Here is a 12,879-nt window from a genome sequence, read left to right as displayed (position 1 = left end):
CGGGTGGTGCGCCGACAGCGACGCGTGGGACACGCTGCTGGGGTGAATACCCGTTGCCGTGTCACCGTGGCCGGCTCCCTCGCCGCGGGCATCCTCGCCACCCTGGAGTCCCGCTTCGAGGTCGAGTCGGCCGAACCGCGGGCCGACGGGACCGAGGTGGTCGTGTCCCGGGTGGACCAGGCCACCCAGCGGGCGCTGCTCACCTACCTCTGGGACACGGGCCACACGATCCGCTCCCTCGGCAACTGCTGAGGCACATCCGGACCCGCCCGCGTGACACCGGTGTCAACGGCCAGCTGCGTCCGGGCCCCTCTTCAAGACACCGGTGTCAACGGCGGGTGGCGTGTGGGTCCGCCCGCGTGACACCGGTGTCAGCGGCCGGTGGCGCCGTCGATCCGCTCGCGCAGGATGTCGGCGTGGCCGGCGTGCCGCCCGGTCTCCTCGATCAGATGGACCAGCACCCACCGCATCGACGGCCCGCCATCGCCGCGGGCCGGCGCCGTCAGATCCGTACACCGCTCGACGATCTTGTTCGCCTCCTCGATCGCCTCCTGGTAGGCGGCCAGCAGACCCTCGACCGTCTCCGTGCGGGTGGGGCGGAACGTGCGGCGCAGGTTGCTGATCGGCTCGCCGAGGAAGTAGAGACGCTCGACCGCGGTCACATGCTTGATCAACCCCAGAAGATTGGTTCCCGAGGGTACGCCCGCGGCGCGCACCTCCGGCTCCGGCACCTCGGCCACCTTGGCGGCGATCGCGTCCCGCAGGTAGTTCAGAAAGCCGAGCAGGGTCGACTTCTCGTCGGCCGCGGTCGCCGGCGGCCCGGTGTCCTTCGTGCGTGCCATCGGTCTACTCCTTCACTGAGCGCCCTTCGCCAAGCGCGCTTCACCGAGCGCCCTTGGCCGGGCGTCCTTCACCGAGCGGATGATCAGGACGTTGTCGACGACGGTCGCGGTTCGACCGCCGGGGCCGGTGGCCTCGCGGCGGGGCGTGTCCGCGCGCACCACCGGCCATGTCGCGGGGTCGAGGCCGAGCTCGGCGGCGACCTCGTCGGGCGTCGGGAAGTGGGTGTCCGGGTCCTGGTTCCACGACCAGGGCGCGATGGAGCCGTGGTCGACGATCAGGAGCAGCCCGCCCGGGCGGAGAGCGTGTGCGGCCGTGCGCAGGATGCGGGCGCGATCCAGTTCCAGCGGTGTCTGGAAGTACTGCGCCGAGACGAGGTCGAACTCCCCCGCCGGGAAGCTGTCGGCCAGATCGTGCCGCTCGGTCATGACCCGGTCGGCGAGGCCGAGACCGGCGGCGTGCGCCCGCACGCCCTCGACGGCCCGGCCGGACACGTCGACACCGGTGACATGCCAGCCGTGCCGGGCCAGCCAGATCGTGTCGCCGCCGGTGCCGCAGCCCAGATCCAGCGCGGCGCCGGGCGCCAGCGGCCCGGCCGTCTCCACGAGAAGTGGGTTGGCGCGGCCGCCCCAGCCCGCTCGGCCGCGATAGTGCCGGTCCCAGAATGTTTCCGCCATGCCCACAGCATCAGTCGCGACGTTTCCCTGTTGCAAGATTTGTTGCGGATCCGCACGATGACTTCATGAGCGACGATGTGCTGGCCGGGGTCGGGCCGCGCCTGCGGGCCCTGCGGAAGGCCCGCGGCGCGACGCTGGCCGGCCTGGCAACCGAGACCGGGCTGACCGCGAGCACCCTCTCCCGCCTGGAGAACGGGCGGCTGCGGCCCACCCTCGAGCAGTTGCTGCCCCTCGCCCGAGCGCACGGGGTGCCACTGGACGACCTGGTGGCCGCGCCGCCGACCGGCGACCCCCGGGTGCATCTGCGCCCGGTCAAGCGCTCCGGCTTCACGGTCGTCCCGCTGACCCGGCGCCCCGGCGGCGTGCAGGCGTACAAGGTGATCTACCCACCCGCCGGCCGCTCCCGCACGACGAAGTTGCGGACCCACGAGGGGTACGAGTGGTTCTACGTCCTCAACGGGCACGTCCGGTTCGTGCTCGGCGACCAGGTGTACGAGCTCGGCCCCGGCGAGGCGGCGGAATTCGACACCCGTACCCCGCACGCCATCGGCAGCACCGGCGCCCAACCGGCCGAGCTGCTCACCCTCTTCGGCCCGCAGGGCGAACGCGCCCACCTCGCGCCCGCCGTCTCACGACCCTGACCTGACCTGACCGGCCCGCGATCCTGACCTGACCACCCGCTCCGCAGAGATGATCTTGCGATTTGGCCGGCGCACCGCCGCCGCCCCCGCCCTCAATGGGTGGGCGAGGAATGTACCTCCCGGGTCTGATCGATCGAGAAGTTGTCCACAGGCACCGTGGTCTGTGGATTTCGCGCGGCCGGCCGGACGACAGCCAGCACGAGCACACCGCCGAGCAGCGCGGCCACGCCGCTGCCGAGGAAAATCAGGTCCAGCCCGTCGGCGAAGGCCCGATGCGCCGCCTCATTCAACTGCGGCGCGTGGGCGAGGATCGACTGCGCCGCGCCCCGGGACAGCCCCGCAGCGGTCGCGTGAGCGTCGGTGACGGTGGCGTGCAGGCTGTCTTCGAGGCGACCGGAGAAGAGGGTGCCGAGAACCGCGATGCCCAGCGCCATACCGAGTTGGCGGAAGGTGTTCACCGCGGCGCCGGCCATCCCGGCGCGCTCATGCGGGACCGCGGCGAGCGTCGCCGAGACCAGGACCGGCGTCGCCAGGCCCACGCCGACGCCGGCCACGGCCAGGCCGGGCACCAGCGCGCCCCAGCCCGAGCCGGGCCCCACCAGGGTCATCAGCAGCGCGCCGGCGCCGATGAACAGCAGCCCCACGCCGACCGGCATCCGCGGTGAGATGCCGTGCAGCAGCCGGCCCACCGCCGCCGAGACCACGAACGAGGCCACACAGAGCGGGAGCACCACCAGGCCGGCGTCGACCGGGCCGAGCCCGAGCAGCGACTGCAACCAGACGGACACGTACGCGAGCGGGCCGAACGCCGCGCCCTGCAGGACCACCGCGGCGATCATCAGCGCCGTGAACGAGGCGCTGCGGAACAGCCGGAGGTCGAGCAGCGGGTGGGCCTGCTTCCTTTCCACCGCAACGAATCCGAGCAGCGCGACCGCGGCGATCGCCAGGCCGCTCACGGTTCGCGGGCCGGACCAGCCGTGTTCGCCGCCGGCGATGAGCGCGTAGGTCAGCGCCGCCGCGGCCACGGTGAACGCCGCGCCGCCGGCCCAGTCGACCCGGCCGGCCGGGTTCCTGGTCTCCGGCACCACCTTCCACGTCAGGACGACGGTCACCACCGCGACCGGGATGTTCACCAGGAAGATGGCCCGCCAGTTGACGCCCTCGGTGAGCAGGCCGCCGAGGATCGGTCCGGCGGCGGCCGATGCGCCGCTGACGGCGCCCCAGACGCCGAACGCCGTACCCCGGTCGCGGCCGGTGTAGCTGCTCTGCAGCAGCGCGGTGGTGGCGGCGAACATGGCCGCCGCCCCGATTCCCTGCACCAGGCGGGCGGCGACCAGGGCTTCGGGGCTCGGCGCCAGCCCGCAGGCGAGGGACGCCAGGGCGAAGAGCGCGACCCCGCCGACGTACGCGGCCCGGCGGCCGTAGCGGTCGGCGCACGCCCCCGCGACCAGCAGCAGCGCGGCGAGCGCGAGGGAGTAGCCGTCGATCACCCATTGCAGGGCGGTGAACGACGTGTCGAGGGCCAGCGCCATCGACGGGAGCGCGACGTTCACGATGGTGACGTCGACGAGGAGCATGAAGGTGCCGAGCGACACCGCGACGAGCGGAGACCATTTCCGCATGGCAGACCACCTTTCGAGATCGGACCTGCCGATGGTCGGGCTCGGCGGCGGCCTGCGTCAGCCTGCGCGGCTCGAGGTGGCGGAAACCGACGAGAGAGTACGTTGATACGGTGGCTTTCGACTCCCTGGAGCGTCTCGACCAGCAGATCCTCGCCGCCCTCCAGGTCGACGGGCGGGCTCAGTTCCGCCGGATCGCCGAGGTGCTGGGCACCTCCGACCAGACCGTCGCACGGCGTTATCGGCGGCTGCGGTCGACCGGCCAGGCCCGCGTCCTCGGGCTGACCGACCTGTCCCGGCTGGGCGAGACCCAGTGGTTCATCCGGGCCCGCACGACCCCCGACGCGGCGGTCGCCATCGGCGAGGGGCTGAGCCGGCGGCCGGACACCACCTGGGTCTACCTGACGTCGGGCGGCACCGAGATCGTCTGCTCCACGAGCACCCGCGACCTGCGGGACAGCAACACGTTGCTGCAACGGCTCCCCCGCTCGCAGCGCATCGTCGACGTCAGCGCCCACGCCCGGCTGCATGTGTTCTTCGGCCTCGCGTCGAGCCCGCTGCTCAAGGCGGGTCTGCTCACCGACGAACAGATGCGGGCGCTCGCACCGCCGGCCGCCGGACCCGGTCCGGCCGGGCCGGTCTCGCTCGACGACCTCGACCGTGCGCTGCTGCGGTTGCTCGCCGAGGACGGGCGGCACCCGGTCGAGTGGCTGGCCGACCGGGCCAAGGCGCCGGCGACGACGGTCCGCCGCCGGATCGAGGCGTTGCGCGCTGACGGGGTCCTGTATCTCGACGTCGACATCGACCAGCGCCCGGGCGCGGGCACCGTCCCGACGCTGATGTGGCTCACCGTGACACCGGCCGCGGTGGCCGAGGTGGGTGCGGCCCTCGCGGCTCAACCCGAGGTGGCGTACGCCGCGGCGACCACCGGCCGCACCAACATCTTCGTCAGCCTCCGCTCGGGCGACGCCGGCGAGCTCTACCGCTACCTGACCGGCCCGGTCGCCGACCTGCCCGGCGTGACGGCCATCGAAACCGCACCGGTGATCCGCAACTTCAAGGGCGCGGGTTAGTTGGTGGAGCCGCGGACGACCAGCTCGCCCGGCACGCGTTCCCAGCCGGAGTGGGGTTTGCCGCCGATGGCGTCGAGGAGGCGCTCGGCGGCCATCCGGCCGATCCGGGTGAGTGAGGTGTCGATGGTGGTCAGGGTGGGCCGGGCGCCGGTGGCGATCACCTCCCAGTTGTCCGTACCGATGATGGCGACCTGCTCCGGCACCGACCGGCCCAGCTCCCGCAGACCGTCGAGCGCGCCTCGCGCGATGAGGTCGCTGCCGCAGTAGATCGCGTCGACGTCGGGGTGGGAGCGCGTCACCATCTGGGCGGCCTGGCGGCCCCACACCTCGGTCCAGTTGCCGTAGTACGTCTGGCCGGTCTGCTCGTGGCCGGCCGCGGCGAGTGACGTCCGCAGGCCCCGCGCCCGCAGCCGGGCCGCGTCGAAGTGTTCCGGGCCGGTGATGTGCGCGACGCGGGTGCGGCCCATCCGCAGGAAGTGTTCGGCGGCGAGCACCCCGAGCTTCTCGTCGTCGACCACGATCGAGCAGTCGGCCGGGTCGGACGACGGGCTGAGCGCGTAGACGACCGGGAAGCCGGCCTCGACCGGGAGCGGGTCGCGGACGTTGGAGCTGCGGCCGGTGACGATGAACCCGTCGACCCGGCGGCCCATCAGCACGTCGATGTAGTGCTGCTCGCGGATCGGGTCGTCGCGGCTGTCGCAGAGGAAGACCGAGATGCGGCCGCCGGCCAGGGCGTCCTCGGCGCCGAGCATGACCGGCACGCTGAACCGCTCGAAACTGTCGGTGGTCAGCACGCCGACCGTGAAGCTGCGCCGCTCGAACACGCTGCGGGCCAGGTCGTTGGGCCGGAAGTCGATCTCCTCGGCGGCGGCCAGGATGCGGGCGCGGGTCTCGCGTGCGATCTGGCCGGTGCCGTTGAGCGCCTTCGACACGGTGCCCGGCGAGACCCCGGCGCGCTTGGCGACGTCGCGGATCGTCGCACGCTTCTCCATCTTCGCCTCCGCGTTCCGTCATGTTTCCGGAAACAGTAGCGCCGAGTTCACCAGAACGCTGGAACTTAACGCGGAAACATGTTGCGGAAACAGTTTCCGGCGGGCCACGGTGTTACCAAACGGTTTCCGACTCATCAAGGAGCACCGTGCCGAACCACATGCCTGGCCCCGTCGTACCGGTCGCCTCCACCGCCCTCCAGCCCCTGCCGTTCGACGCCATCCGGCTCACCGACGGCTTCATGGCCCGGCTGCAGGCCGAGAACGCCGGCACCTCGATCCCCCGCGGACACGACCATCTGGAGCGCCAGCGCGCCTGGGTGAACTTCGAGAACGCCGCGGCCGGCCGGGTCGGCGAGCCCTACTTCGGCCCGAACTTCGAGGACGGCGAGGCGTTCAAGTGGCTGGAGGCGGTCGCCTGGGAGCGGGGCCGGCGCCCGGCCGGAGAGCTCGACGCCTGGCTGGAGAGGTACAGCGCGCTGGCCCGGGCGGCCCAGGACGACGACGGCTATCTGGCCACCTTCAATCAGGCGGCCGGCAAGCGCGGACGGTACGAGTGGATCTCGTTCGACCACGAGATCTTCAACATGGCCACGATGATCCAGGCCGCGGTCGCCCAGTTCCGCACCACCGGCCGGACCGTGCTGCTGGACGTGGCCCGGCGGGCCGCCGACCACCTGGACGCCACGTTCGGCTGGGGCAAGCGCGAGGAGTTGTGCGGGCACCCGCTGGTCGAGATGGCCCTGGTCGAGCTGTACCGGGTCACCGGCGAGCGCCGCTACCTCAACCTCGCTTCATATTTCGTCGAGCACCGCGGTCACGGGACGATGACCGATCCCACCTGGCAGCACTGGAGTTCGACCTACTTCAGCGATCGGATCCCCGTACGCGAGACGGTCTATCCCGAAGGGCACGCGGTCCGCGCGGTCTACCTCGCCTCCGGCGTGACCGATGTCGCCATCGAGACCGGTGACACCGAGCTGCTGGCCATCCTGCGGCGGCAGTGGGACAACATGGTCGAGGCCAAGATGTACGTCAACGGCAGCCTCGGCGCGCGCTGGGAGGGCGAGTCCTTCGGCGATCCGTACGAGCTGCCGACCGACCGCGGCTACGGCGAGACCTGCGCCGCGATCGCCTCGACCCAGTGGAGCTGGCGGCTGCTTCTTGCCACCGGTGACGCGAGGTACGCCGACCTGATCGAGCGCCAGTTCTACAACGCGGTGCTCTCCGGCGTCTCGCTCGACGGCGACAAGTACTTCTACGTCAACCCTTTGCAGGTACGCGAGGGCGCGATCCCGTACGACAACCGGATGGGCGCGAGCGGCCGCCACGAGTGGTTCGGCTGCTCGTGCTGCCCGACCAACCTGATGCGCACGCTCGCCGTGATCCACCACTACGCCGCCACCGCCACCGGCGACGGCGTGCAGCTGCACCAGTTCGCCTCGGCCGACATCCAGGCCGGCCCGGTCACGCTGCGCGTCCGGACCGGCTATCCCTGGGACGGCGACGTCGTCATCGAGATTGTCGCCACGCCCGCCTCCGACTGGGAACTGGCCGTCCGGATCCCCGGCTGGGCCTCCGGCGCCACGCTCGACTCGGCCGAGGTGGAAGCCGGGGGCTACGCCCGCATCCGCCGCGTCTGGCAGGCGGGCGAGGTCGTGACGCTGCGGCTGCCGATGGTGCCCCGCGCGGTCCGGGGGCATCACCGGGTCGACGCGGTACGGGGGTCGGTGGCGATCGAGCGCGGCCCGCTGGTGTACGCGATCGAGCAGGTCGACCAGGACACCGGTGTCACGGTCGACGACGTCGGGCTGGCCGATCACGATTTCACGGTCGAGCAGCGCGACGACATCCTCGGCGGGATCCCCACGGTACGGCTGCACGGACGCGTCGGGCCGGACGGCCCGGCCGCCGACGTGGTGGCCATCCCGTACTTCATGTGGGCCAACCGCGAACTCGGACCGATGAAGGTGTGGCTGCCGGCATGACGACTCTTCCCCGCCCCGAACACCCCCGCCCGCAGCTCGTCCGCGAGCGCTGGCTGAACCTCAACGGCGAGTGGCAGTTCGAGATCGACCGCGGCGACAGCGGCCTGGAACGCGGCCTGCTGGAGCGAGACCTGGCGCAGACGATCCTCGTGCCGTACGCGCCGGAGTCCGTCGCCTCGGGGATCGGCGACACCGACTTCCTGCACGCCGTCTGGTACCGCCGCACGGTCGAGATCCCTTGGGACGCCGAGGTTCTGCTGCACTTCGGCGCGGTCGACCACGACGCCACGGTGTGGGTCGACGGCGTCGAGGTGGCCCGGCACCGCGGCGGGTTCACCTCGTTCTCGGCGGACCTCGGCACCCGCCGGAAAGGCCAGGAGATCACGATCGTCGTACGCGCCCGCGATCTGCCCCAGGGACCGCAGGCGCGCGGCAAGCAGTCCGTCGCGTACGCCAACGCCACCTGCCTCTACACCCGCACCACCGGGATCTGGCAGACCGTCTGGCTGGAGGCCGTCCCGGCCGACCGCATCGAGTCCCTGCGCATCACGCCCCGCCCGTCCGCCTTCGAGGTGGAAACCGTGCTCCGCCGGACCCGGCCGGGGCTTCGGCTCTCGTTCACCCTGTCCGACGCGGACGGCGTGGTCGCGACCGCCACGGCCGGCGCCGACGATGAGCTCGCCCCGGCCGCGCGGCTCGTCGTACCCGAGGATCGCCGCCGCCTCTGGCAACCGGGCCACCCACACCTGTACGACTTCCGGGTCAGCCTGCATGACACCGATGACAACGAGGTCGACCGGGTCGGCTCGTACGCCGGGCTGCGCTCGATCTCGATCGCCGGCGCCGCGATCCTGATCAATGGCGAACGGGTGTTCCAGCGGCTCGTGCTGGACCAGGGCCTGTGGCCGGACACGCTGATGACCGCGCCCAGCGACGCCGCGCTGGAGGAGGACATCCGGCTGTCGATGGCCGCCGGGTTCAACGGCGCCCGCCTGCACCAGAAGGTGTTCGAGGAGCGGTTCCTCTACCACGCCGACCGGCTCGGCTACCTGGTCTGGGGCGAGTTCGGCGACTGGGGCGCGGCCCAGTCCACGGTGGACGGCGATCCACAGCAGCCGACCGCCTCGTACGTGACGCAGTGGGTCGAGGCCGTTCAGCGCGACCGCAATCACCCGTCGATCGTCGGCTGGTGCCCGCTCAACGAGACCTGGCAGGCATTGCACGACCGCATCACCCAGCTCGACGACGTGACCCGCGCGATGTACCTGGCGACCAAGGCGGCCGACCCGACCCGGCCGGTTCTCGACGCATCCGGCTACTCACACCGGGTTCCCGTCGCCGACGTCTACGACAGCCACCTCTACGAGCAGGATCCGGTGGAATTCCACCGGATCCTCGCCGGAAAGGCGTACGTCAACGAGCACGACGGACGCACCATCTCGCTGCCCTACGCCGGCCAGCCCTATTTCGTGTCCGAGTACGGCGGGATCTGGTGGAACGCCGGCCGGGTCGAGGACGCCGACGACCCCGACCGCCTCTCGTCCTGGGGTTACGGGCAACGCGTCCGCGACCTCGAGGAGTGGTTCACGCGGTTCGCCGGGCTGACCGACGTGCTGCTCGACGACCCCCGCATGTTCGGTTACTGCTACACGCAGCTCACCGACACCTTCCAGGAACAGAACGGCGTCTACGACGCCCGGCGCCGGCCGAAGTTCGACATCGGCCGCCTGCGTGCCGTCCAATCCCGCCCCGCCGCTTTCGAGGAGTGAACCATGTCCGGACCCCTTGACCTGAGTCGAAGAGACCTCCTGCGACTGGGCGGCGCCACGGCGCTGGGCGGCCTGCTGGCCGCCTGCGGTGGCAGCGGCGGTGACGACCGCGGCAGCGGCGGCGCGAACGCCGAGATGCAGTACATGTTCTGGGGCAGCACCGGGGAGCAGAAGGCCATCCAGGAGATGCTGCAGGGCTTCCAGAAGAAGAACGGCGGCGGCACGATCAAGCCGGTCTTCACGCCCGGCGACGACTTCGACACCAAGCTCAACGCGCTGCTCGCCAGCAACCGCGCCCCCGACGTGTCGTACCTGAACACCCCGATGGCGTACCGCATCGCGGCCGAGGGGAAGCTCGTCGACATCGCGCAATACTTCGACAAGTACCCGCAGCTGAAGGAGCGCCTCCCCGAGACATTCTTCTGGTGGGACGAGGAGCACACCCTCGGCACCCAGGGCGCGCAGGAGGTGATGCTGCTCTGGCACAACAAGAAGGCCTTCAAGGACGCCGGCATCGAGCCGCCGCCGGTCGAGGCCGCGAAGGCCTGGAACTGGGACCAGTTCGTCGCCGCGGCGACCCGGCTCACCGTCGACCAGAGCGGCAGGCGGCCGGACCAGGCGGGCTTCGACGCCAAGAAGATCAAGCGGTTCGGCGCTCTCGCCCCGCTGTGGTCGGGCGCCTGGTACGGCCTGCTGCTGAGCGCCGGCGTCGACTTCCTCGACGAGGCCGGCACCACCACGATGATCAACAGTGGCGAGGCGATCAAGGTCTTCCAGAACATCATGGACCTGATGTACGTCCACCGCGTCGCGCCGACGCCCACCCAGCTCGGCAACAACGCGCCCGGCCTCGCCGTGCAACTGACCTCGGACCGGGTCGCCATGTCGATCGACGGCCAGTGGGCGCTGCTCGACATCGCGCAGACCAGGACCGACTACGGCATCGGCGTGCTGCCCAGCTACGGCACCCCGACGACCACCTCGATGGGCGGCCCGACCGCGATCTTCAGCTCGACCAAGCAGCTCGACCGGGCGCTCGAGCTCTACCTCTACGAGTCCGACCCGACCGCGTCGAACCTGTTCGCGAGCGGGCTGTGGATGCCGCTGGAGAAGAAGTACTACACCGACCCGGCCCAGATCGCGCTGTGGACCGACAACAAGGCCCACCCGCCGGAGTACAAGACCGCCGTCATCGACTACACGCTGAACCACTCGAAGGCGTACTTCTATCAGAAGACCAAGAACATCGAGGCGGTCGACAAGCTCCTGGTGCCCGCGGTCGAGCAGATGCAGACCGGCAAGCAGCCGGTCGCGAAGGTGCTCAACGCGCTCGCGGCCAAGCTCAACGACGGCGTGCTGAAGGGCCGCTTCCCGACTCCGTCGCTGTCATGACCGCGACCGACGTGGCGCCCCCGGCCGCGCCGGCCGCCCCGCCGCTCCGTCCGTCGAAGCGTGGCCGGTCCGGGCTGACGAAGACGGAACAGCGCTGGGGCATGCTCTTCGCCCTGCCCGCGGTGCTCGGGTTCCTGATCTTCACGGTCGGGCCGATGATCGCGTCGCTGATCATGAGCCTGACCGACTGGCGGATCGGCGCCCCGATCAGCTTCACCGGCGTCGAGAACTACCAGCGGATGGCCTCGGACGATCTGTTCTGGAAGTCCCTCGGTGTCACGACCTATTACACGCTCGGCTCGGTGCCGGCCGTGCTCATCGTCGGGTTCTTCGTGGCTATGCTGGTCAACACCGGCGTACGCGGGAAGTCGCTGTGGCGCACCATCTACTACCTGCCGACGCTGGTGCCGGCGGTGGCGAGCGCGGTGCTCTGGATCTGGATCTTCAACCCCGACTCGGGCCTGCTCAACTCGGCGCTGCGGTCGGCCGGGCTGCCCGGATCGAACTGGATCTACGACGAACGCACCGCCATACCCTCGCTGATCCTGATGAGCACCTGGGGTTTCGGCAACGCGATGGTGATCTTCCTGGCCGGCCTGCAGGGGGTGCCCACCGACCTCTACGAGGCGGTGGCGCTCGACGGCGGCGGCGCCTGGGCCAAGTTCCGCCACGTGACGCTGCCGTTCATGACGCCGACCATCTTCTACAACCTGGTCACCGGTGTCATCGGCACGTTCCAGGCCTTCAACCAGGCCTACATCATGACCAACGGGGGCCCGAACAACTCGACCCTGTTCTACATCTACTACCTCTACACGAAGGCCTTCACCGACGGCGAGATGGGGTACGCCAGCGCGCTCGCGTGGGTGCTCTTCATCATTGTGCTGATCGTGACGGTGCTGATGTTCCGCAACGCGCGCCGCTGGGTCTTCTACGAGATGGGAGGCGCGCGATGACCCTGGCCATCGCGCGGCGCATCGCCCTGTGGATCGTGCTCCTGGCCGGCGCGGTCATCATGCTGGCGCCCTTCGTGTGGCTGGTCCGCAGCGCGCTGATGACCGACAGCCAGATCTTCGTGACCCCGCCGCAGTGGCTGCCCGACCCGGTCGCCTGGTCGAACTTCTCCGAGGCGCTCACCGCACAGCCGTTCTACCTGTACCTCTTCAACACCATGCTGATCGAGTTCTTCGTGGTGACCGGCACGACGATCACGTGTGCGTTCGCCGGCTTCGCGTTCGCGCGGCTTCGCTGGCGCGGGCGGAACCTGGTCTTCGGGCTGCTGCTGACCGGCGTCATGCTGCCGTACGCGGTGACCCTGGTCCCGACCTTCATCATGTGGTCGTCGGTCGACGCGCTGGACACGTTCTACCCGCTCATCGTCCCGGCCTGGTTCGCCGGCGCGGGCGGCGGCGTGTTCAGCATCTTCCTCTACCGGCAGTTCTTCCTAACCATCCCGTTCGAGCTGGACGAGGCCGCCTACATCGACGGCGCGAACCCGTGGCAGGTGTTCTGGCGGATCATCCTGCCGCTGTCCAAGCCGGTGGTCGTGGTGGTGGTCATCTTCACCTTCATCGGGGTGTGGAACGACTTCCTGGGACCGCTGCTCTACCTCGGCGGCGACGACTCCAAGTTCACCCTGGCGCTCGGGCTGGCCACCTTCCAGAGCACCTACACCGCGCAGTGGGGCTATCTGATGGCCGCGTCGCTGGCCGTCATCCTGCCCATCGTCGCCCTGTTCTTCCTGCTCCAGCGCTACTTCGTGGAGGGGGTCACGCTGTCCGGGCTCAAGCGGTGAGCCCATTATTGCGTTGTGGGCGGCCGCCGGACGCTGCCATATTGATCTCGGCCCCGGCGGCTTCAGAAGTACGCGCTTACGCAACGGATGCATTGG

General features: G+C 70.3%; 12 protein-coding genes. 8 read left to right on the top strand and 4 right to left on the bottom strand.

The window, feature by feature from the left end; genetic code table 11:
- The first annotated feature begins 66 nt into the window (after positions 1-66).
- On the top strand, positions 67-252 hold the full coding sequence (locus AB0O15_RS20015; RefSeq protein WP_364320353.1) for a hypothetical protein: 186 nt from the start codon (positions 67-69) through the stop codon (positions 250-252).
- Positions 253-371: 119 nt separating this feature from the next.
- On the opposite strand, the gene AB0O15_RS20010 is transcribed toward AB0O15_RS20015, so the two are convergent.
- Both AB0O15_RS20010 and AB0O15_RS20005 read right to left on the bottom strand, forming a co-directional pair.
- Entirely contained in the window at positions 372-842 is a 471-nt protein-coding gene (locus AB0O15_RS20010) for a DinB family protein (protein WP_364320351.1), read from the bottom strand.
- A gap of 12 nt (positions 843-854) precedes the next feature.
- Positions 855-1,517 carry a class I SAM-dependent methyltransferase gene (locus AB0O15_RS20005; protein ID WP_364320349.1) on the bottom strand — a complete coding sequence of 221 codons (663 nt, stop codon included), beginning with the start codon at positions 1,515-1,517 and terminating at the stop codon, positions 855-857.
- A gap of 65 nt (positions 1,518-1,582) precedes the next feature.
- Between AB0O15_RS20005 and AB0O15_RS20000 the strand changes: the two genes are divergently transcribed.
- Entirely contained in the window at positions 1,583-2,158 is a 576-nt protein-coding gene (locus AB0O15_RS20000; RefSeq protein WP_364320347.1) for an XRE family transcriptional regulator, read from the top strand.
- A 92-nt stretch (positions 2,159-2,250) separates the two neighbouring features.
- On the opposite strand, the gene AB0O15_RS19995 is transcribed toward AB0O15_RS20000, so the two are convergent.
- Positions 2,251-3,780 (bottom strand): DHA2 family efflux MFS transporter permease subunit, encoded by a 1,530-nt coding sequence (locus AB0O15_RS19995; RefSeq protein ID WP_364320345.1) that lies wholly within the window; start codon positions 3,778-3,780, stop codon positions 2,251-2,253.
- A 110-nt stretch (positions 3,781-3,890) separates the two neighbouring features.
- Here AB0O15_RS19995 and AB0O15_RS19990 point away from each other — a divergent pair, with 110 nt between their 5' ends.
- Positions 3,891-4,850, top strand: a complete 960-nt coding sequence (locus AB0O15_RS19990) for an AsnC family transcriptional regulator (RefSeq protein ID WP_364320343.1) — start codon at positions 3,891-3,893, stop codon at positions 4,848-4,850.
- Here AB0O15_RS19990 and AB0O15_RS19985 read toward each other — a convergent pair.
- Positions 4,847-5,842 carry a LacI family DNA-binding transcriptional regulator gene (locus AB0O15_RS19985; protein ID WP_364320341.1) on the bottom strand — a complete coding sequence of 332 codons (996 nt, stop codon included), beginning with the start codon at positions 5,840-5,842 and terminating at the stop codon, positions 4,847-4,849. The genes AB0O15_RS19990 and AB0O15_RS19985 overlap by 4 nt on opposite strands.
- A gap of 158 nt (positions 5,843-6,000) precedes the next feature.
- Here AB0O15_RS19985 and AB0O15_RS19980 point away from each other — a divergent pair, with 158 nt between their 5' ends.
- From AB0O15_RS19980 to AB0O15_RS19960, 5 genes are read left to right on the top strand one after another with little or no spacing between them, the layout of a single operon-like run.
- Positions 6,001-7,827 carry a beta-L-arabinofuranosidase domain-containing protein gene (locus AB0O15_RS19980; protein ID WP_364320339.1) on the top strand — a complete coding sequence of 609 codons (1,827 nt, stop codon included), beginning with the start codon at positions 6,001-6,003 and terminating at the stop codon, positions 7,825-7,827.
- Positions 7,824-9,596: a glycoside hydrolase family 2 TIM barrel-domain containing protein gene (locus tag AB0O15_RS19975; RefSeq protein WP_364320337.1), complete on the top strand. Its 1,773-nt coding sequence runs from the start codon at positions 7,824-7,826 to the stop codon at positions 9,594-9,596. Before AB0O15_RS19980 ends, AB0O15_RS19975 begins: the two co-directional genes overlap by 4 nt.
- A 3-nt stretch (positions 9,597-9,599) precedes the next feature.
- Positions 9,600-10,988, top strand: coding sequence for a substrate-binding domain-containing protein (locus AB0O15_RS19970; RefSeq protein ID WP_364320335.1), 1,389 nt, complete (start codon positions 9,600-9,602; stop codon positions 10,986-10,988).
- A complete protein-coding gene (locus tag AB0O15_RS19965; RefSeq protein ID WP_364320333.1) occupies positions 10,985-11,944 on the top strand; it encodes a sugar ABC transporter permease in 960 nt (319 codons plus the stop codon). Before AB0O15_RS19970 ends, AB0O15_RS19965 begins: the two co-directional genes overlap by 4 nt.
- Entirely contained in the window at positions 11,941-12,783 is an 843-nt protein-coding gene (locus AB0O15_RS19960; RefSeq protein ID WP_364320331.1) for a carbohydrate ABC transporter permease, read from the top strand. The genes AB0O15_RS19965 and AB0O15_RS19960 overlap by 4 nt, the downstream gene beginning before the upstream one ends.
- Positions 12,784-12,879 lie beyond the last annotated feature (96 nt).

This window comes from Actinoplanes sp. NPDC089786 (genome assembly GCF_040684855.1).
Classification (GTDB): domain Bacteria; phylum Actinomycetota; class Actinomycetes; order Mycobacteriales; family Micromonosporaceae; genus Actinoplanes.
Note: the sequence above shows the minus strand (reverse complement) of the source record. Positions and strands in the feature narration are given on the sequence as shown.